Source organism: Actinoallomurus acanthiterrae, from assembly GCF_054775715.1.
Genome location: NZ_BAAHCO010000001.1, coordinates 10,599,485 through 10,619,350, shown reverse-complemented (window position 1 = coordinate 10,619,350; position 19,866 = coordinate 10,599,485). Strand labels below are relative to the sequence as shown.

At 71.4% G+C, this 19,866-nt stretch carries 16 protein-coding genes; 5 read left to right on the top strand and 11 right to left on the bottom strand.

Annotated elements, in window-relative coordinates; genetic code table 11:
* Positions 1-113 precede the first annotated feature (113 nt).
* A complete protein-coding gene (locus tag ACYVF7_RS50060; RefSeq protein WP_460353785.1) occupies positions 114-620 on the bottom strand; it encodes an NUDIX domain-containing protein in 507 nt (168 codons plus the stop codon).
* Positions 621-842: 222 nt separating this feature from the next.
* Between ACYVF7_RS50060 and ACYVF7_RS50055 the strand changes: the two genes are divergently transcribed.
* The 3 genes from ACYVF7_RS50055 (at position 843) to ACYVF7_RS50045 (ending at position 5,047) form a co-directional block, all read left to right on the top strand.
* Positions 843-2,810, top strand: coding sequence for a family 20 glycosylhydrolase (locus ACYVF7_RS50055; RefSeq protein ID WP_460353782.1), 1,968 nt, complete (start codon positions 843-845; stop codon positions 2,808-2,810).
* A gap of 564 nt (positions 2,811-3,374) precedes the next feature.
* Complete coding sequence (locus ACYVF7_RS50050) at positions 3,375-3,932, top strand: RNA polymerase sigma factor (protein WP_460353779.1); 558 nt, start codon at positions 3,375-3,377, stop codon at positions 3,930-3,932.
* Entirely contained in the window at positions 3,929-5,047 is a 1,119-nt protein-coding gene (locus ACYVF7_RS50045) for a hypothetical protein (protein ID WP_460353776.1), read from the top strand. Before ACYVF7_RS50050 ends, ACYVF7_RS50045 begins: the two co-directional genes overlap by 4 nt.
* Before the next feature lie 109 nt (positions 5,048-5,156).
* Here ACYVF7_RS50045 and ACYVF7_RS50040 read toward each other — a convergent pair whose 3' ends face one another.
* Together ACYVF7_RS50040 and ACYVF7_RS50035 are read right to left on the bottom strand one after the other, a co-directional pair.
* Positions 5,157-6,059 (bottom strand): helix-turn-helix domain-containing protein, encoded by a 903-nt coding sequence (locus ACYVF7_RS50040; protein WP_460353773.1) that lies wholly within the window; start codon positions 6,057-6,059, stop codon positions 5,157-5,159.
* Between the two features lie 47 nt (positions 6,060-6,106).
* A complete protein-coding gene (locus ACYVF7_RS50035) occupies positions 6,107-6,892 on the bottom strand; it encodes an enoyl-CoA hydratase-related protein (protein WP_460353770.1) in 786 nt (261 codons plus the stop codon).
* A 589-nt stretch (positions 6,893-7,481) separates the two neighbouring features.
* On the opposite strand from ACYVF7_RS50035, the gene ACYVF7_RS50030 reads away from it, so the two are divergent.
* Entirely contained in the window at positions 7,482-7,649 is a 168-nt protein-coding gene (locus tag ACYVF7_RS50030) for a DUF3117 domain-containing protein (RefSeq protein ID WP_345434604.1), read from the top strand.
* Between the two features lie 98 nt (positions 7,650-7,747).
* Positions 7,748-9,259: a leucyl aminopeptidase gene (locus ACYVF7_RS50025; RefSeq protein WP_460353767.1), complete on the top strand. Its 1,512-nt coding sequence runs from the start codon at positions 7,748-7,750 to the stop codon at positions 9,257-9,259.
* A gap of 178 nt (positions 9,260-9,437) precedes the next feature.
* Here the strand turns inward: ACYVF7_RS50025 and ACYVF7_RS50020 are convergent, their stop codons facing one another.
* From ACYVF7_RS50020 to ACYVF7_RS49985, 8 genes are all read right to left on the bottom strand, one after another.
* Positions 9,438-10,589 carry a hypothetical protein gene (locus tag ACYVF7_RS50020; RefSeq protein ID WP_460353765.1) on the bottom strand — a complete coding sequence of 384 codons (1,152 nt, stop codon included), beginning with the start codon at positions 10,587-10,589 and terminating at the stop codon, positions 9,438-9,440.
* 129 nt (positions 10,590-10,718) lie between these two features.
* Positions 10,719-11,474 (bottom strand): hypothetical protein, encoded by a 756-nt coding sequence (locus ACYVF7_RS50015; RefSeq protein ID WP_460353764.1) that lies wholly within the window; start codon positions 11,472-11,474, stop codon positions 10,719-10,721.
* A 266-nt stretch (positions 11,475-11,740) separates the two neighbouring features.
* Positions 11,741-12,475 carry a polysaccharide deacetylase family protein gene (locus tag ACYVF7_RS50010; RefSeq protein WP_460353762.1) on the bottom strand — a complete coding sequence of 245 codons (735 nt, stop codon included), beginning with the start codon at positions 12,473-12,475 and terminating at the stop codon, positions 11,741-11,743.
* Positions 12,472-13,812, bottom strand: coding sequence for a polysaccharide deacetylase family protein (locus ACYVF7_RS50005; RefSeq protein ID WP_460353761.1), 1,341 nt, complete (start codon positions 13,810-13,812; stop codon positions 12,472-12,474). Before ACYVF7_RS50005 ends, ACYVF7_RS50010 begins: the two co-directional genes overlap by 4 nt.
* 12 nt (positions 13,813-13,824) lie before the next feature.
* Complete coding sequence (locus ACYVF7_RS50000) at positions 13,825-15,348, bottom strand: polysaccharide deacetylase family protein (protein ID WP_460353758.1); 1,524 nt, start codon at positions 15,346-15,348, stop codon at positions 13,825-13,827.
* Complete coding sequence (locus ACYVF7_RS49995) at positions 15,341-16,687, bottom strand: glycosyltransferase family 2 protein (protein ID WP_460353755.1); 1,347 nt, start codon at positions 16,685-16,687, stop codon at positions 15,341-15,343. Before ACYVF7_RS49995 ends, ACYVF7_RS50000 begins: the two co-directional genes overlap by 8 nt.
* A gap of 94 nt (positions 16,688-16,781) precedes the next feature.
* Complete coding sequence (locus tag ACYVF7_RS49990; RefSeq protein ID WP_460353754.1) at positions 16,782-18,080, bottom strand: nucleotide sugar dehydrogenase; 1,299 nt, start codon at positions 18,078-18,080, stop codon at positions 16,782-16,784.
* Between the two features lie 287 nt (positions 18,081-18,367).
* Positions 18,368-19,792, bottom strand: coding sequence for a sugar transferase (locus tag ACYVF7_RS49985; RefSeq protein ID WP_460358537.1), 1,425 nt, complete (start codon positions 19,790-19,792; stop codon positions 18,368-18,370).
* Between the last annotated feature and the right edge of the window lie 74 nt (positions 19,793-19,866).

Sequence of the window (19,866 nt, the reverse complement as noted above, 5' to 3'; positions counted from 1 at the left end):
GCGTTCTCCGCGCCGACGGCACACGCTGCGGGAGGGCGCAGGGCTGACGAGTGCTCTCCGCGCCGGCGCCGTGCGGCCAAGGAGCGCTCCGTGCGCTCCCGGAACGCGCACGGCTACGGCGCGACCTCCGCGTCGGAGGGCCGGGTCATCGGAAGGTACTGGGTCTCGCCGGTCCGGAGGGCGTGGAGCGCGGCGGTGAGGCGGCTCGCGAAGGCGGTGGCGAGCATGCCGACGCCCTCGTCGGCCGTCACGAACGCGTAGTCGTCGAGCTCCTTCTCCTGGAGCCGGATCGGCGGGTCCCCCTCGTACCGGCCGCAGTCGAACAGGAAGTACACGCTCGGGCGCGGACGCTCGCCGTCGGCCCGGACCCAGTCGGAGACGAGCAGGCGCCCCGCCGCGACGCTCAGCCCGACCTCCTCGAGCACCTCCCGCTCGCACCCTCGGTGCGGTGCCTCGTCGGCCTCGACGACGCCGCCGGGGAAGCCCCAGTACGGACGGTAGTTCGGCTTGACGAGCAGGGCCCGCCCGGCCGGGTCGGTGATGAGGCCGCCCGCCGCGACGTACACGGACGGAAGAGAGGCGTACCAGTCCTCGGCCGACAGCCATTCACGTTGCGTCACGCACCCGACGCTAACGCCTTCCGACCGGGCGGGATGCCGGAACCGGCCAGGATCGCCGAGAGCTTTTCCGGCCAGGTGACTACCCGTACGGACGGCGTGCCGGACTCGCTCGTGTCCCCGGTGATCTGGAATTTCTGCGCAAAGCTGCTTACTATGCCGGGGAATCGATCACATTAGAGCAACTCCGGGGGTGAGTGGCTCACACGTCGTGGAGGCGATGCCGTGCGCCGGCTCGTTGGAACACTGACCGGAGTCATCCTCGCCGGGGTGCTGGTGCCCGTCGTACCGGCGGCGGGAGCGCCGAGCGCCGCCGCGAATCCCGCCATCGCGGCGCCGAGCGGCGCGGCGAATCCCGCCCCCGTCGTCGTGCCGGGCCTGCGTGAGTGGCACGGTGCGACCGGGACCTGGCGGCCGCGCCAGGGCAGCCGGATCGTCGTCGGGCAGTCCCGGCTGCGCGCTCTCGCGACCCGGTTCGCGAGCGAACTGCGCGCCGAGGCGGGCGTGCGCGCGGCGGTCACGAGCGGCCGGTCCCGCGCCGGCGACGTCGTCCTGTCGCTCGGCTCCGCCGACGCGCAGCTCGGCGACCAGGGGTACGCGCTGCGCGTCGGCGACACGGCGGCCGTGCGCGCCCGCACCGAGACCGGCGTGTTCTACGGCACCCGTACGATCCTGCAGGCGCTGAAGGCCGGATCCATCCCCCGGGGCGACGCCCGCGACTGGCCGAACCTCCCCGAACGCGGGCAGATGCTCGACGTCGGCCGCAAGTACTTCCCGGTCTCCTACCTCAAGCAGCAGATCCAGCGGATGGCCTGGTACAAGCTGAACCTGTTCCACCTTCACCTGTCGGACTGGAACGGCTTCCGCATCGAGAGCAAGAGGTTCCCCGGGCTGGCGGCCAAGGAGCACTACACCCGGGCTGAGCTGCGCGACCTGCAGGACTACGCTCGCCGCTACGACGTGACGATCGTCCCGGAGATCGACCTGCCCGCCCACTCGGTGGCGATCAGCAAGTACGACCCGAGCCTGGCCTTCACCTGCGACTCGCTGTCCAAGCCGAACTCCTCCTGGGAGGGGCACGACGCGGGCGGCTGGACCCTCGACGTGACCAAGGAGCACACCCGGACGTTCCTCCACGAACTCCTCGACGACATCATCCCGATCTTCGACGGGCCGTACTTCCACATCGGCGGCGACGAGATCCCGCTCGACCCGGCCAAGAACGCCTGCCCCGAGCTCGTCGCGTACCAGAAGGCCAAGGGCTACGCCGCGCCCGGCGACGTCTTCACCGCCTTCGCCAACGAACTGGACGCCCAGGTCCGCGCGCATGGCAAGACCACCCAGATGTGGCAGTGGTGGGACTACAACCAGGCCCACGGCGTCGAGGCGAACAAGGACATCCAGGTCAACGAGTGGCTGAGCAGCCCGGTCGCCCGCGCGCAGGCCGGCTACCAGGTGATCGGCTCCCAGGACGGCCACCTGTACGTCTCGCCCGGCTTCTCCACCTCGCCCGGCGGCTACGGCTACGCCGACCCCCGCCACATCTACGGCGAGTACGACTTCGTCGCCGCGCCCGGCATCCACGGCTACAAGATCTCCCGCTGGTCGGACAAGGCCGAGCAGAACCCGCCGGACTGGTTCGACTTCTTCGCCCGCCGCCCGATCGCCGCGCTCGCCGACCGCACGTGGGGCGCCCCCCGCGACGGCGACTTCAAGGCCTTCCTCGACCGGTACGACCAGGTCGGCCTCCCCGGCGACCGGACGGGCCTGTCCCAGAAGGACTGGAAGCTGGTGTCCGCCTCCAGCCAGGAGACCGCGCACGAGAACGGCGCCGCCGCGAACGCCTTCGACAACGACCCGTACACGATCTGGCACAGCGACTGGTCGGCCAAGCTCCCGCAGGAGATCACCATCGACACCGGGGCCGCCCAGCGCCTCGGCGCCTTCCGGTACATGCCGCGACAGGACGGCGGCATCAACGGCCGCGCCGCCTCGTACGAGCTGTACGTGAGCGCCGACGGGCAGCACTGGGGCGCGCCGGTGGCCAAGGGCACGCTGCCCGACACCCAGCTGGAGACCACCGTCCCGTTCAAACCGGTCACCGGCCGCTACGTACGGTTCCGGGTGCTGAGCGAGCACGGCCCGAACAACACCTACGCCTCGGTCGCCGAATTCGACCTCTACCGCGGCTGACCGGCCGGGGGGCGACACGGACGACCCGGTGGGCGGTGGCGCGCACCGCCCACCGGGCTCCGGCGTCCGGCCGGGGCGGGGTCAGTGCCGATCGGCCGGTGAGGGCGCGGCGTCGGTCGCCGCGCCGAGGGACCATACGCCCGGCAGGTCGGCGAGGATCCGGTGGCAGGCCGCGCGGACCTTCGCCGTCACCGTTCCCGCAGGCTCGAACAGGACCGTGCCGACGGCCGCCCGCAGCTGGGCGGTGTCGCCCTCGACCGGACCGGCCAGGCAGGTGTGTCGCGATGCCGTACAGCGAGGGCCGTACGGCGCCGCGCTCCGGGTCGAAGGACGCCCTCTCGCGGAAGGCGATCAGGAAGGTGCCGGCGGCGAGGTCCTCGGCGACCTCCCAGCCGAGGCGTCCGGCGACGTAGCGGTGGATCTCGGCGAAGTGCCGGTCGTACAGGATCGCGAAGCGTTCGGGCTCCGATCCGGACTGCGCGACCATCACCGACAGGCCGAGTTACGCCGTGACTCAGGGCGGGATCGGAAGCAACCTTTTGGCGGTTCGCCGATCTTATTGGCGTGACGTTCAAGAAAGCCTTGGCCGAATCCGAATCCGAATCCGAATCCGATGGCAGGCTTGGGGCAGACGCCTCCGCGAACGATGTCGCGGAACTGTTTCGCGCCCACCACCTGCCGCTTGTCCGGCTGGCGCTCCTGCTCTTGGGTGATCGGTCCAGTGCGGAGGACGTCGTCCAGGACGTCTACGCGCGTCTGCAGCACCGCCATCGAAAATCATCAGATCCTCCCAAAGATCTCCCTGCCTATGCCCGCGCCGCGGTACTGAACGCCTGCCGGGCTTTGCTGCGCCGCCGGGCACTGATGCGCCGGTTCGTCGAGGTGCCGGAACCCATCTGGTCGGCGGAGACCGACGTACTGATCGCCGAAGATCGCCGACGTGTGCTTCGTGCTCTCGCCCGGCTCGCGCCCCGGCAACGCGAGGCGATCATTCTGCGCTACTACCTCGACTTGTCACAGGCCGAGATCGCCGCATCGATGGGCGTCAGTCCCGGAACCGCCAAGTCGACCCTCTCCCGCGGTCTGACCGCGCTACGCAGCCGATTCCAGGAGGAAAAGTGAACACGATGCCCGATGACCTGCTGCGCGACGCGCTCAGTGATGCCGCCGCCACTGTCACTCCCAGCGGCGTACGGCCGCTCACCACACCGGTCCGGTCGCGACGACGCTGGGCCGTTCCGGCCGGAGTCGTCGCCGTGGCCGCGGCGGTCGCGGCCATCACGTTGATCACGATCCGGCCGTCGGGGCAGACGCCCGCCGCCCCGCGCATGACACTGGCGGCGTACGCTGGCGCCAAGTACGTTCTCGTCGGCGCATGGCCAGGTGGAGCGCCGGTATCGGTCAACGACGCGGCCACGGGAAAACAGATAGGCCAGGTTCCCACGCCACGCGGTACGACGGGATTCTGGGACGCCGCCGGCACCGGCGACAACCGGACCTTCTTCCTCACCACCGTCGAACCCAAGCGCTCCCTCGTCCACTTCTACCGGCTGCGTCTGCGCGCGAACGGTACCCCGGAACAGCTGTCCGAACTACCGCAGGCCACACTGCACGGCCTGCGGGGAGAAGGGCCACACCTGCTCGCCGTCACCAACGGCGGCACCAAACTGGCCTACGTCACCGCTACCGGAGCCAAGGCGACCCACACGAACGACGGGTCGACTCTCACCGACGATTCCCGGATCCGTGCGCGCATCACGATCATCGATCCTGCCAGCGGCGACCAGCGGCGGATCGATCTGCCACAGGGAACCGTGGCCGACGACCTGATCTGGGCACCAGATGGCCGGCACCTCGCCTTCACCGACGAGACCTCTGACGGCCTGCGCATACTCGATCCCGCCACCGGCACCATCAAACCCATCGAATCGGCCTCCGGCGGCGCGCTGCTCGGCGGTGCCGTCATCGCCCCGGACAGCATGCAGATCGTGGCACTGGCATCCAGCGCAGGCAAAATCCGGCTGGTGTGGTACTCCCTCGCCACCTTGAAGATCACCCGTGACGTGGCCCTGGGCCGCGTCCGTACCGACGCCCCGTCGGTGGGACCGGCCATCTCCGGCAACACTGTTCTGATGATGATCGGTGACGACCTTTACCGAGTCACGGGCATCGCCGTGCACAAGCAGCACCTCAAGAAGCACGAGGAAGTCGACATGGGTTCCGAAGGCACCTGGTAGAGCGGCTCCTTCACACAAGGGGTGCGGTCATGGCTTCCTTTCGGCCGGTGACGTTCGTCCCGTACTCGGCCGATCCGGAGATCGCCTTCACGCACCCCCGGCCCGCTCGTCAGCCGTGGGTGCGGAGGGCCTCGATCAGCCACTCGAACGCCGGGACCGCAGCGGGCTGCGGGGTGCGGCCCTGGACGATCGCCAGCAGCTGCCAGTACCGCTCCACCCGCGCGTCGGTGAACGTCTCCAGCTGTTCGAGGATCCGGGCGCGGTGGGCGGGCGGCGTCTCCGGGGCGACGATCCGGTCGAGGACGGCCCGTCCGGCCGCCGAGCCGGGGGCGACTCCGTCCGTCAGGGCCCGGCCGGCGTGCTCGGCGACCCGGTGGTAGTCGGGGCCGTACTCCAGCTCGTCCGCGCCACCTCCCGCGACCGCCATGCCACGGACCCGCTGGCGGAAGTCCTCGTCCTGGACGAGCTCCGCCAGCTCCACCCAGGCGTCCACCTGCTCCGGCGCCGGGTCCTCCGGCAGCTCGGCGGGCAGCTCCCGCATGCTGCGGGCGATGCCCATGGCCGGGGCGTCCGTGTCGATGCCCTCGGTGACGTGGTCGACGAACGCGTCGATGAGTTCCTGCCGTTCCCGCGCGGACAGGCGGGCCAGTCTGTGCATCAGTGTCATCTCCTCGGCCGTGGTCCCCCGGGCCGCCACCGCGCGCAGCACGGCGCGGCGGAGCCGGAGGGTGCGGATCTCCGCGTCCAGCGCCCGGGCGTGCACGTCCGCGATCTCGGCGAGGGTGGTCTGGCGGCGGAGCACGGCCTGGATCGCGTCCAGCCCGAAGCCCAGCTCCCGCAGGGTGCGGACCAGGTCGAGCCGGGCGACGGCCGTCGCGTCGTACAGCCGGTACCCGCCGGCCGAGCGGCCGGCGGGCGTCAGCACCCCCGCGTCGGACCAGAAGCGGATCGTGCGCACCGGCACGCCGGTACGCCGAGCGAGGCTCCCGATGGTGAAGAGCTCCTCACTCATGCGACGACCATGCGGCTTCCAGCGGCTGGAGAGTCAAACCGGACAGGTCAGTGGCCTTCGAAGACGGGCTGTTCCTTCTTGAGGAAGGCCTTGGTGGCGTTCGCGTGGTCGGCGGTCGCGGCGCAGGCGTCCTGAAGCTCCGCCTCCTTGGCGAGCGCGTCCGCCAGGTCGGCGGTGGCCGCGTGGTCGAGGGCGGTCTTCACCGCGCCGTACGCGGCCGTGGGCCCGGCGGCCAGCCGTTCCGCGAGCTCCCGCGCCTCCGCCTCGAGCCGGTCGGCGGGTACGACGCGGGTCACCAGGCCGAGCTCGAGGGCTTCGGCCGCCCGTACCGGCTCGGCGAGCATCAGGAGCTCGGTCGCCCGGGCCCGGCCCACCAGCCGCTGCAGCGTCCACGACAGGCCGCTGTCGGGGGCCAGCCCGATCCTGGTGAACGCCGTCGCGAAGGACGCCTTCTCCGACGCGATCCGGAAGTCGCAGGCCAGGGCCAGGGAGAGCCCCGCACCCGCCGCGACGCCGTTGACCGCGGCGATCACCGGCTTGGGCATCTGGGTGATCGCCAGCACGATCGGGTTGTAGTGGTCCTGGATGGTGCCGTCCAGACCGCGGCCCGCCTCCAGGTTGGCGGCGTGCTCGCGCAGGTCCTGCCCGGCGCTGAACGCCCGGCCGCTACCGGTCAGGATCACCGCCCGCGCGGCCGAGTCGTCCCGCGCCCGCTCCACCGCCGCCCGCAACGCCGTCTTGGTCTCGGCGGTCAGGGAGTTCATCGCGTCCGGGCGGTTCAGGCCGATCGTCGCAACGCCGTCCACCAGGTCGTACCGCACGCTCTCCGCCACGTTCAGGCTCCTTTGCCCGCGCCCGGCACCGGGGCGCAACGTCGTCCGAATCCTCCAGGCAACGATCGACGACGCCGGAGGCACCAGGCAAGAGCCGCGCCGCAGCTCGCGGAAATCGAGCCCACCGACCTTTGGACCTGGCCCTTCGGCCTGCGCATCCGGGCCCACGGGTCTTTGGACCTGGCGCTTCGGCCTGCGCATCCGGATCCACGGGTCTTTGGACCTGGCCCTCCGGCCTGCGTATCCGGATCCACGGGCCTTCGGACCCGACCCTCCGGCCTGCGCATCCGGGCACACAGGCCTTCGGACCCGACCCACCGGCCTCCGCATCCGGATCCACCGGCCTCCGGATTCGGACGACCTACCGGCCCCGGGATCCGGGTCCGGCGGCCCCCGGATCGGGGCCGCCGTCGGTCGTGGAGGCGGCCCCTCGGCAGGTCTCAGCATGATCTCGAAGCTGATCGTTACCACTTAGCGCCCGGAAAACGGGATAATGGACCACCACCAGTTGACTTGAAGCGGCAGACGGGTCAGCGGCCAAAGAAGCCCGGCGGCCCCGCGCGGCCCTAGGCAGGAAGGGGATGCACGCATGGCGGCGATGAAGCCGCGGACAGGCGATGGTCCGCTCGAAGTTACCAAGGAGGGGCGCGGAATCGTCATGCGTGTCCCGCTCGAAGGCGGCGGGCGGCTCGTTGTCGAACTGTCGGCGGACGAGGCAGGCGAGCTCGGGGACGCGCTGAAGAACGTCGTCGGCTAGGACGACGTCCGACCCTGTTCATATAGAGGTTTCGCGAAGGCCCCGGCGGATGCGCGCCGGGGCTTCGCTGTCCGTACCGAACCCCTACAGGAGAGACCTTGCCGGTCAACACCCAACTGCAGAGCGTCGACGGCACGATCCGGGACTTCGCGACGACCGCCGAGGTCGTCGCCGTGCCCGTGCAGGCCGGTCCGGAGATCGACCCGGCCTACGCGGAGGAGCTGGCCGGCCTGTTCGCGCTCGGCGCGGCCGACCTGCTCGCCCATGAGGAGGCGAAGGGCGGTCCCGGGGAGATCGTCCGCGCTCCGCTGCGGCTGGGTGACGGCATCACCGACCTGCTGCTGTACGGCGTCGGGGACGGCTCCCCGGTGGCGCTTCGCCGGGCGGGCGCCGCCATCGCGCGGCGCGGGCGGGGCTGCGCGCACGTCGCCGCGGCCGTGTCGTCCGGCGCCGGCGACGAGGGGCTCGCGGCGTTCGCCGAGGGACTGCTGCTGGCCTCGTACGACTTCCGCGTCGGCGGCCCGCCGAAGAAGCCGGCCGCCGAGAAGATCACCCTGCTCACCGAGACCGGAGTCGCCGTCGAGCGTGACACCGTGTTCGACGCCGAGGCCGCCGTCGAGCGCGGCTCCACGGTGGCGGGTGCCGTGGCGATCGCCCGCGACCTGGCCAACACGCCGTCCCTGGAGAAGACCCCGCAGTGGCTGGCCGAGCAGGCCGAGCGGCTCGCCGCCGAGTCCGGCCTGACCGTACGGATCCGCGACGAGCGGGAGCTGCGCGCCGGGGGCTTCGGCGGGATCGTCGCGGTCGGCGCCGGGTCGGCCCGCCCGCCCCGCCTGATCGAGCTGACCTACGAGCCGGACGCGCCGGACGCCTCCGCGCGGCACGTCGTACTCGTCGGCAAGGGCATCACGTTCGACTCCGGCGGCCTGTCGCTGAAGCCGAACGAGAGCATGAAGGCCATGAAGACCGACATGGCGGGCGGCGCGGCCGTCATCGGGGCCATGACCGCGCTGCGGGCCCTGCGCGTCCCGGTCCGGGTCACCGGCCTGGTCGCGGCGGCGGAGAACCTCCCGTCCGGGTCCGCCATGCGTCCCAGCGACGTCATCCGGCACTACGGCGGCACCACCTCCGAGGTGCTCAACACCGACGCGGAGGGCCGCTTGGTCTTGGCCGACGCCCTCGCCTACGCCGACGCCGAGCTCGCCCCCGACGCGCTCGTGGACATCGCCACGCTCACCGGCGCGGCCAAGATCGCGCTGGGCACGCGGCACGGCGCGCTGTACGCGACCGAGGACGCCCTCGCCGCCGAGCTGCTCGGCGCGGGCACGGAGAGCGGCGAGCCGCTGTGGCGCATGCCGCTGACCGACGAGTACCGCGAGGCCATCGACTCCGACGTCGCCGACGTCGCGAACATCGGCCGGGGCGGCTTCCGCGCGGGTTCGATCGTCGCGGCGCTGTTCCTGCGGGAGTTCACCGGGCGGCGGGCGTGGGCGCACCTCGACGTCGCCGGGCCCGCCCGCGCCGGCTCCGACGACGCCGAGGTCACCCGCGGCGCGACCGGTTACGGCGTACGCCTCCTGCTGCGCTGGCTCAGTGGGCGTCACGCCTGATCCGCCCGCTCCCATAACGCCGGGGCCACCCCAGGGTGCGACCGGTTACGGTGTACGCCTCCCGCTGCACCGGCTCAGTGGGCGTCACGCCTGATCCGCCCGCTCCCATAACGCCGAGGTTGCGACCGGTACGGCGTCCGGCTCCGCCCCGGCGCGGCCTGAGCGCTCCGCTGCGGGGTCACTCCGACCGGCGGATCGCGTCGAGCGTCCGCAGCGCCGTCGCGTATTCGTCGGCCGCGTCCTGGAGATCTTCGGCCGACTCGCGGAGGATGCCGAACCGGCGATCCTCGGCAAGGCGGCTGAGCTGGTGAAACGGGACCACGATCGCCCGGAAGGCGGCTGGCGTGTTGGACCGGATCAGCGGAACGCGGCCGTACAGCGAGTCCGCTGTGTCCTGGTAACCCCAGTGACCCGGCGCCTGCCGGATCAGCGTCTCGCCCAGGTAGCGGACCGCCCCCACGACGAACGGGTCGCCGGCGGCCGATTGGGCCGCGTTCCAGTCGGCGAACCGGTGGAGGACCTGCCGTTCCAGCGCGTCCAGGGAGTCGAGCGAGAAGTCAGAGGGAAAATCCTCCGGCAGGAACCGGGCACGCCAATCGTCGAGCGCGTCGGCCATGCCGGACAGCCAGCCGTCGAGGAAGACCTTGGCCGGTTCGGTCATGGACCGGCTGGCGTCCTGCATGTACCACTCGGCGGTGCCCGGCTCCGCTGTCGGCGGCTCTCCACATGGCGGCCGGTCCGCGTCCAGCCCGTGGACGTCCAGGCCATGGAAGTCCAGGCCGAACTCGTCCCGAAGCGCCCTGGCCTGTTCCGGCGAGGCGAGGACGAACACGTCGTCCTGACAGGACTCCCGCTTCTCCCGGAGCAGTTCGTAGAACACGCGCGGATCATCACCGCCCGGGTCCAGATCGCTGATCTGCTCTGCCACCGCCGCCTGGTCCACGTAGTCGTCGGACTGGTGCTCGACGTGCCACCAGACCGACTCGCCGTTGCGCAGGAAGTGCAGGTACTCGGCGCTGTCCTCGTCGTCCTCGTCGCGCACCAGCACGACGTCGGTGACGACCACCGCGCCACCGGTGCACGCCGTCACCTCTTTCTCCAGCAGATACCCGTAGTAGCTCTCCACGAAGTCGACGTCCTCGCCGTGCACCGAGACGGCGACGCCGAACTCGGGCAGCCAGCCGAACACGTCGCGCTCGGCCAGATCCTCGTCAAGGTGGTCCGCCCGCCACTCGGCGATCCCGGCCAGCACCGCGGCGGCCTTCTCCTCCGTCAGCATGCCCAGCCCGACCATCCGATCGGCCAGCAGTCGCAGTGTTCTCCTCGCCATACCGGGGGATTGTGGCATCGATCGCCGACAGCCCGGCGGCGAGGCCTGACGCGGGCGCCGGGGCCGGCGTGGCATGCCGGCCCCGGAGCGGCATCCCGGGACCGATGCGGCATCCCGGCCCCGGAGCGGTCACGCCCGCGTGACGCGGAAGCCGGTGAACTCGAAGTCGCAGTTGTCGCCGCGCAGCCCGACCGCGCCGGGGGCCAGGATCGCCGCGCCCTCGCCGCCGTCGTCGGTGGCGGACAGCACGTCCCGGCCGTCCCGCGCGACGGTGATGGTCACGAGTCCGCCGCCGGACGTCGCGATCCGGACCCGGAACGCCTGCCACCGGCCGTACGGGACGGCGGAGGGGACCTGGCCGAGGGTGACGTACGTGCCGCCGTTGGCCTCGCCGCCCGGCAGTTTCTTCTTGACCACGATGAGGCCGTCCCGGCGGTTCAGCGAGACGACGTAGAGCTTCTCGGGGCTCTGCCAGCGCAGGAAGACGTGCACGCCGTCGATCTCCGACGCCGCAGCGCGCCCGGCGCCGGTCAGCCCCAGGTTCCGCAGGCGCAGGGAGACCGCCACGTCGCCGAAGTCGCGTCGGCGCGTGGTCATCCGGAACACGCTCGACCCGGTGCTCCGGGACGAGCCCGCGTCCGGCACGGTGGCGTCCGGAACGCCCGTCCACGCGACGCCCCGGTGGACGAACAGCGACCCGCTCGTGACGTCCCAGTCCCGGGAGACATGGGTGCCGGGCGTGCGCGGGTTCCAGTGCGCGAACTCGTTGGTCACCAAGCGGTCCGGCCCGGACAGCCGGGGCGCGAACAGCGCCGGACGCGGCCGCATCAGGACCGCCGACGTGGCCGCCGCGACGACCGCCACCGCGACGCCGATGAGCACCACCCGGCGGCCCCCGCCGCGCGCGTCTCTCCCGCGCCCCCCTCGATCCACACGAACGGCGTCTTCCGCACACCCGTCGTCGCGGACCACGTCGGACCTGTCGTGCCGATCCGCGCGGACCACGTCGGACCTGTCATGGCGATCCGCGCGGACCACGTCGGACCCGTCGTGCCGGTCCACGCGGACGGCGTCGGACCCGTCTTGTCGATCTACTCGGAGGGCGTCTCCCGTACGCCCGTCGTGCCGGTCCATCGGCGCGTCCTTCCTGGTCAGTCGGTGGCGAGGGCGGTGCAGAACCCGCGTTCGCGGAGCCCTTGGATCACCGTGGGCAGCGCCTGGACAGTGGCGGCGGACTGCCGTACCCCGTCGTGCATCAGGACGACGGAGCCGGGCACCGCCTGGTCGAGGACGGACGCGGCGATGTCGCCGGGCTCGCGGCCGCGCCAGTCGTCGGTGTCGATCGACCAGCGGATGACGCGCAGGCCCAGCAGCTTCGCCTCCCCGTCCACGGTGGCGCTGGTGTTGCCGAACGGCGGCCGGATCAGCGTCGGGGCGGGCGCGCCCGCCGCGGTGATCGCCCGCTGGGTCGCGGCCAGCTGCCAGTCGATCTGCGCTTGGTCGAGGTCGGCCAGGTGCGGGTGGTTCCAGCTGTGGTTCTCCACGAGGTGCCCGCCCGCGACCTCGGCCCGGATGAGGTCCGGCCGGGCGGTGGCCTTCTGGCCCATGACGAAGAACGTCGCCCGGACCCGGTAGGCGCGCAGGATCTTCAGCACCTGCGGCGTGTAGATGTCGGGCCCGTCGTCGAAGGTCAACGCGACCCGTCCTCGCGTGCAGCGGTTGTCGGTCTGCCCCGCCTGCAGCATCGCGTTGGTGACGACCGTACGGGCCTTCTCGGCGCCCGCCCTGCGCGGCGGGGACAGCACGTCGACGGCGAGACCCGCGGTGAGGGCCAGCAGCCCGACCCCCACCCCGAGCTCCGCGAGTGTCCTTTTTGTGAGACTCATGGGTTCGCCGGGTCCGTGATGTCGTAGTCGTCGGTGTAGACGGTGCCGGTGCCCGCGAGCGAGAGGCCGATGCTCAGGCCGGTGGCGCCGGCGGGTACGGCCGGGCTGGTGTAGGCGGGGGTCTTCGTCCAGGCGCTCGTCGCGGGCAGGGCGGGGCCGCTCGTCCAGTACGCCCACGTGCCGGCGGTGGTCCGGTAGTACAGCGTCAGCTTGACCTGCGTGTCGGCCGGCCAGGTGCCCTTGTACCAGACCGACGCGTCGTAGACGTGGCCCGGCGTGGCGACCGGCGCGCAGGTGTTCGCGTCCTGCTTGGTGACGAGTTTTCGGTCGCCGCTGGTCCAGGCCGTGACGTCGAGCTGCTGGGCGTACGAGCCGGTGTGCGCGTCGGTGGTCCGGGTCCAGGTGTAGGTGTTCGTGCCGTACCCGCCGTACTGGAAGCAGGCCGGCAGTCCGCCCGTGGCCGACTCGAGCGACGGGTTCTGGACGAGGTTGCCGTGGGTCGGCGGGTTCAGCGGCGGGCCGTTCACGGGCGGCTGCTGGGCGCCGCCGATCACCTGGTCGACGGTCTTCACCGTCGTGCCGTGCAGCAACCTGCGCGGGGCGAGCCAGTCGAGGAAGTCCGACAGCGTGCTCGGGCTCACCGAGTAGGTGTCCGTGCAGGCGTCGCAGACGTGGTGGAAGACGAGCTGGACCCAGCCGCCGCCGTGGTTCTCCGCGTTGGTGACGTAGCCCTTGATGGTCGCCAGGCTCGTGTCGGACTTGATCGAGTCGGGGGTCTGCGTGTTGTACGCGTCGGCGGGCGGGATCGTCTCGGCGTACCCGCAGCCGTCGCAGGAGCCCGGCGACACGACGCCGCCGACGGTCCGGGCGCTGTTGTATCCGCAGTCGTGCGCGATCTGCTCGACGGCGGCGTTCGTCGCGCCGTACGGGTAGGCGAAGTTCTTGACCGCGAAGCCCCAGTTCAGCAGGGTCACCCGGTCGTTGCAGATCTCTCGCTTGGCGTCGTCGGAGGACAGGGTCGTCAGGTCGGCGTGGTCGACGGTGTGGCCGCCGATCTCGTTCCCGTCCGAGGCGAGCGCCGCGATGTCGGACTGACTCATGTAGTTGGTCAGGTTGGTCTGGCCGCTGTTGATGTAGAAGACACCGTGCATGGCGTGGGCCTGGAGGATCGGCCGCGCGTTGGTGAACTGGTCCTTGACGCCGTCGTCGAAGCCGAGGGTGACGACGGTCGTCGCCGCGGCGTGGGCGGTCGTGGCGCCGGGCACGGCGAGTGCCGCGCACAGCAGGACGAACAGCGCCGCGAGGCGCGTCGTCGGCGGAGGTGGTGTGGGGGGCATCGGTCCTTCTTCCTAGGGTTGCGGGGTGAGGGTCGGAGTGGAGTAGACGACGGTCCGGTGGCCGCCCTCGGCGGCGATGGCGAACTTGACCCCGCCTTCGTGGAGCCGCGGGTCGAACCTCACGCGCAGGCGGCGCCCGTCGACGGTCACGTCGGCGGTGTCGCGGCGGACCTGGATCCGCACGGTCCGGCCGGCGCCGCCGGGCGGGAGGGCGGCCTTGGCGAGCACGACGCGGGCCGCGTCGCCGATCTGCTGGCGGACCACGACCGAGCCCTCCCCGATGAGGACCTCGACCCGGCCGCGGTGGCCCGCGCCCGCCCCGTCCCGTACGGCGATCACGGCGGCCGCGTGGCGGTCCACGCCGGTGAGGCGCGTGCGCAGCGTGTAGTCCACCCACTGGCTGGTGTTGACGTCGCCGAGCATGCAGGTCCCGTAGCCGTCGCTGCGCACGGCGAGTGTCCCGGGCCGGTGGGAGCAGGTGGCGAGGTCGCCCATCCAGCGCAACGGCGCCAGGTCGTGGGGCGGCGCGACCGGCACCGCGCCCCGGACCATCTCCAGCAGGTCGGACACCGACGTCGTCGCCCGGACACCGATGCGGTCCAGCGTCCAGCGGGGCGACCGCGCGCTGACCGCGTTGACATGCTCGGTGGGGACGTTCTCGCCGATGAAGGCGGCGCCGAACCCGGCGGTCTGCAGCAGGCCAGGCAGCTCCCGGGCGAGCGCCGGGGAGTTCCCGGTACTGCCGGTGTCGCCGAACGGGTAGGAGAACGCGCTCGCGGGCCGCCCGAAGACGTGACGGAAGAACGCCTGGCTCTTGGCGAGGTCGCCGCGGACGCGGGACCGCCAGGCGGCCGGGGACTCCAGCCGCCCGTGCACGAGGATCCGGTTGCCGAGCGACGACGCGAGGTCGCCCGGCACCGGGACCTGCTCGTGCAGCGCGTGCGTGTGCGAGCCGAACTCCCAGCGGCCCGTCGCGCGCAGCGCCTGCAGTTGCCGGGTCGACAGGTAGTACGACGGGGTGCCGGCGGCGACCATCTTCGACGTGGTCAGGAAGGCGACCGCGGTGAAGTGGTACCGCTTCAGCATCGGGTCGACCGTCGTCCAGTCGGTCAGCGTCCCGTCGTCGAACGTCAGGAGCAGCGCCCTCGGCGGCAGCGTGACCGGCTGGTGCGCGATGAGCCGCTCCACGTCGGCGAGCCGGACCGTGCGGTACCCCGCCGCGGCCAGGGCGGCCAGGTGCTCGCCGAACAGCCGCCGGGTGAGCGTGCTGCCGGCGTGGTCGTCGTCGGACACCGCGTGGTACGTCAGCACGACCACCGACCCCGGGTACCCGGGCAGAGCGGCGGCGGCCCGCGCGGTGGCCGCGTTCAGCCGTACGGGGGCCGGGGTCTGCTGCGGCGGGTCGAACGGGCGGCTCGCCGCGACCCACACGACGAGCACGAGGGCGAGGGCGGCGGTGAAGACCGCGCTGTTCACGAAGGTGGTCAGCCGCCCGACGGCCCCGCGACCGGCCGCCGGGCGTACCGCCTCAGCCATCCTGCACCGTCCGCGGGGTCGGCTTGATCCGCGGGTACGGCGGCCGGCGCCGGTCCACCGAACGGGTGCCCCATTTCCCGTCGCGAATGCGGGCGATCGCCCACAACAACTGCGGCGAGAAGGTGATGTAGAAGAACGTTCCGAGAAAGGCGTACAGCCATAGGCCGTCCTTTCTCAGCATGCGGTACACGAACGCGTACGCCATCGAGACGAGATAGAGACCGAGGAAATAGATCAGCGGCGAATGCCCTTCCACGACGGCCCGGGCGACGGTGAGGAAGATGACGATGGGGCTGAGCAGCCCGGCGCACGTCTGCACCAGGACGGACGGCAGCGCGCGGGTCCGGCTGCGCCAGATGTGCGCCAGTAGCAGCGGCCCTTCCCGGCTCCAGGACTTCTTCCAGCGCAGCTGCTGCCGGAAGAACTTCCGGTAGGCGTCCGGGACGTCGGTCCACGCCTCCGCCCGTGAGTCGTACCTCGTCACCCAGCCGGTCTTGATGACGCGGTTGGTCAGCGCCCGGTCGTCGCCGTAGGTGCACTCCGTGCCGAGGAACCGCTGGTGTTCCCAGGCGTCCAGCAGGGGTTCGACGGCCGCGCGGCGGTAGGCCGCGAAGCAGCCGGAGCAGCAGGTCACCGCGCCCAGGACGGACTCGGCGCTCTTGAGTAGCTGGAACGAGACGTAGTAACGCGCGGCCTGCATGCGCGTCAGCGTGTTGGTGTCGGCGTTGCGCGCGTACGTGAGTCCGGAGATGGCGCCGACCTTCGGGTCGGCGAACCCCTGGACGAGCTTGCGCACCGCGCCCGGGGCAGGCATCGAGTCGGAGTCGACGAAGACCAGGATCTCCGCCGACGTCGCGCGGATGCCGGCCGCCATCGCGGCGCGTTTGCCCTGGTTGCTCCCCAGGTCGACGCACTGGACCGACCCCAGGGGATGGCGGGCGGCCGCCCGCACCATGTGGTCCCAGGTGTCGTCGCTCGACCCGTCGTTGACGACGACCAGCTCGAGCCGGTCCCGCGGGTAGTCCAGCGCCATGCAAGAGTCGATCGTGCGGGCGACGGCCTCGCCCTCGTTGAAGGCGGGCACGATGATCGCGACCGTGGGCGTGATCCCCGCGTCGCGCGGCGGCCGGTAGAAGGCCGCCAGCAGGAACCGGCTCAGCACGTAGCCGCTGACGGCGATCGTATACGTCGGGGTGAACGGGTCGCCGCGCAGGAAGGCGACCTTGATCCCCACGTGCCAGCCGATGACCAGGCAGATGACGGTGACGCCGACGAACGCCCCGAGGGACGCGAGCCGCCCGGGCCGGGCTCGGTCCCCTGGGAGGGGTGGCGTGGTCACGAAAGCTCTCCTCATGCTCGAAGGGCAGGGCAGGGCAGGGCAGGGCGGGGAGACGGCGCCGATTCGGCGGAGGACGGTCGGGATCCGCGGGGCGTCAGAGGGGGACGCGGCGGCCCGCGCCGGTCAGGCGGTAGGTGGCGTCCAGGACGAGCTGGTCCTCGGGCAGCCAGGACAGGTCCAGGGCCCGGTGCGTGGTGTGCGCGACGACGAGGTCGGGGGCGTCGCCGCGCGGATCCGCGCCGGCGAGAAGGCGGCCTCCCGGCAGCCGGAGCTCCGGGACGAGCGGGTCGTGGTACGCGACGTCGGCGCCGGCGGCGAGCAGGCCCTCGATGATCTCCAGGGCGGGGGACTCGCGGACGTCCTCGACGTCCGGCTTGTACGTCACGCCCAGCAGGAGGATCCGCGCTCCCGCCAGGCCGATCCCGGCCTCGGACAGCACCTCGCGGACGCGTTCGATGACGCGGCGGGGGCGGCCCGCGATCGCGGACATGGCCTCGGTGACGAGGGGCGTGGGCAGCCGGCTCTTGCGCAGCTGCCACAGCAGGTAGTGGGGGTCGCAGGGGATGCAGTGGCCGCCGGCGCCCGGGCCGGGGAAGAAGGGCATGAACCCGTACGGCTTGGTGGCCGCCGCGTTGATGACCTCCATGACGTCGAGGCCGAGCGTCCGGCTGATCTCCGCGATCTCGTTGGCCAGGGCGATGTTGACGGCGCGGAAGGTGTTCTCGAACAGCTTGGTCATCTCGGCCGCGCCGGAGGAGGACACCTCGTGCAGGTTGCCGGTGCAGTGGGCGAGGACCTTGACCGCCTCGGCCGTGCACTGTGGCGTGGTGCCGCCGACGACCCTGGGCACCACCTCGTGGGCGTACCGGTCGTTGCCCGGGTCGATCCGCTCCGGGCTGAACGCGACGAACACGTCCCGGCCCACCTGGAGCCCGCGCCGCCCGAGCGGCCCGGCGAGCAGGTCATCGGTGCAGCCCACGTAGCTGGTCGAGGTCAGGATGACGACCTGTCCGGGCACGGCGTGCAGGACCGCCGCCGCGCAGGCCCCCTCGATGGCGGACAGGTCCGGGGTGAGGTGCGGGGTGACCGGCGTCGGCACGCAGATGACCACGGCCCGCGCCCACGACGCGTACGACGGGTCGGTGACCAGCGCGAACGCGTCGTCGGCCAGCGCGGTCTCGAGGCGCCGGTGGTCGGAGTCGAGCAGGTCGACCTGGCGTTCCCGGATCCGCGTGAGGCGTTCGGCGCTGGAGTCGATGGCCAGCACGCGGGCGCCCGCGGCGTGGAACGCCAGGGCCGTCGGCAGGCCGACGTAGCCGAGGCCGACGATGGCGACGTCGTACGCCCCGGACGCCGGGGCGTGAGAGCCGTGGTCGGGCGCTGCGGCGGTCATGCGGCGACCTCCGCGCGGTTACCGATATTTCCGATTAATGCCGCGCGAATCGCCGGCGAGAAAGGTGACGTTCCTCTGATGTCCATCTTTCGCCTCACTCAGGGGGTGATTGCCGAAAGGGCGGCAGAAGGCATGTTGTCGTGCCTGATGCCCTGAGAAACCCCGCAAAGGGGTGAGGCGCTCTACGCCACTCGCCGACGTTGCAAGTGCTTGGTTGTATTAAGTAAACGATGTTAATTAGTGCAAGATGGATAAATCGCCCGCCGGTCGGCAGCCCGCGGCGCGGGTCAGTAGGCTCCTGAGCCGCGGACCACCGCGGAGAGGGTCTTGCAGAGGATCTGCATGTCCAGGGTGAGAGACCAGTTCTCGACGTAGCGCAGGTCGAGCCGGACGGCCTCGTCCCACGACAGGTCGGAGCGGCCGCTGACCTGCCACAGCCCGGTGAGGCCCGGCTTGACCGCGAGGCGGCGGTACACGTCGCTCTCGTACCGCGAGACCTCCTCGGGCAGTGGCGGGCGCGGCCCGACCAGCGACATGTCGCCGCGGAGAATATTGATCAGCTGGGGGAGCTCGTCGAGCGAGTAACGGCGTAGCCACGCGCCGATCCGCGTGACCCGAGGATCTACTTTGAGCTTGAAGAGGACGCCGTCGCCGTCGTTGCGCCCGAGGAGCGCGGGCCGGAGCCTCTCCGCGTCCTTCACCATCGTGCGGAACTTCAGCATCCGGAACACCTTGCCGTCCCGGCCGATGCGCCGCTGGACGAACAACGCGGGACCGGTGAACCGCAGGAGAGCGGCGATCACGACCAGCGCCGGGGCGAGGACGAGGAGGGCGAGCCCGGCGACCAGCCGGTCGAACAGGCTCTTGACGAGCCGCCGGCCGCCCGTCAGCTCGGGGTGATCGACGTGGAGCAGCGGCAGGCCGGCGATCGGCCTGATCGTCGTGCGCGGTCCGGCGACGTCCATCAGCGCCGGGGCGACGAAGAGGTCGGTGTCGCCCTTCTCCAGCTGCCAGGCGAGGCGCCGTAGCCGTGCGGCGTCGATCTCCGGGCAGGCGAGGACGGCGACCGTGTCGGCACGGCACACGCCGATCGCCCGGACGACGTCGTCGAATCCGCCGAGTACCGGAACGCCGTCCAGGTCGCCCCTCCCGCTCTCAGGGGGGAGGCAGGCGGCGACGATGTTCAAGCCGTGGAACGGGGTCCGCCTGAGTTCGCGGATCAGTTCGGTGACGGCGCTGCGATGGCCGACCACGACACTGCGCCGCATGCACGCGCCGCGGGCGCGCAGGCGGTGCAGCCGCCTGCGCAGGAGATAACGCCCGGTGACGTCCAGGAAGATCATCAGCGGCAGCGTCACGAGGGTGTAGCCCCGCGCGACCTCCGCCTTGGTCACGTACGAGAGGTTCGTCACCGCTGCGCTCAGTAACAGGCCGACGTTGAGCACGCGCCGGAATTCGTCCGATCCGACGCCGAAGAATCGTGGCTCGTACGCGCGTCCGGCGGCGATCGAGAGAATCCAGATGAATGGCAGCCCAATCCCCAGAGCGGCGTCCGGCCATGGCGTGGATACGGCACCCCAGAAACGCCCGACAAGGCCGACCGTGCTGGCGGTAATTGCGCTGGAGGCGTCGATGATGACGAGCCAGCGAATATAGGGTGGAATCCAACCCTGGCGACTGGTCAGCCGAAAACTTTTTTCCCCTAGGGTGATGGCATCCGCTTGCTCGACAGTCGCCACGGTCCGCCCCCGCGATCTTGATTCGATGTGTTCCTGGGCTGGAGAAT

What these genes read in the sequence shown, in the direction of transcription:
- ACYVF7_RS50040 (WP_460353773.1), bottom strand. Translation starts at nt 6,059, where the DNA reads ATGAGTGAGGAGCTCTTCACCATCGGGAGCCTCGCTCGGCGTACCGGC.
- ACYVF7_RS50030 (WP_345434604.1), top strand. Translation starts at nt 7,482, where the DNA reads ATGGCGGCGATGAAGCCGCGGACAGGCGATGGTCCGCTCGAAGTTACC.
- ACYVF7_RS50020 (WP_460353765.1), bottom strand. Translation starts at nt 10,589, where the DNA reads ATGGCGAGGAGAACACTGCGACTGCTGGCCGATCGGATGGTCGGGCTG.
- ACYVF7_RS50010 (WP_460353762.1), bottom strand. Translation starts at nt 12,475, where the DNA reads ATGAGTCTCACAAAAAGGACACTCGCGGAGCTCGGGGTGGGGGTCGGG.
- ACYVF7_RS50005 (WP_460353761.1), bottom strand. Translation starts at nt 13,812, where the DNA reads ATGCCCCCCACACCACCTCCGCCGACGACGCGCCTCGCGGCGCTGTTC.
- ACYVF7_RS50000 (WP_460353758.1), bottom strand. Translation starts at nt 15,348, where the DNA reads ATGGCTGAGGCGGTACGCCCGGCGGCCGGTCGCGGGGCCGTCGGGCGG.
- ACYVF7_RS49990 (WP_460353754.1), bottom strand. Translation starts at nt 18,080, where the DNA reads ATGACCGCCGCAGCGCCCGACCACGGCTCTCACGCCCCGGCGTCCGGG.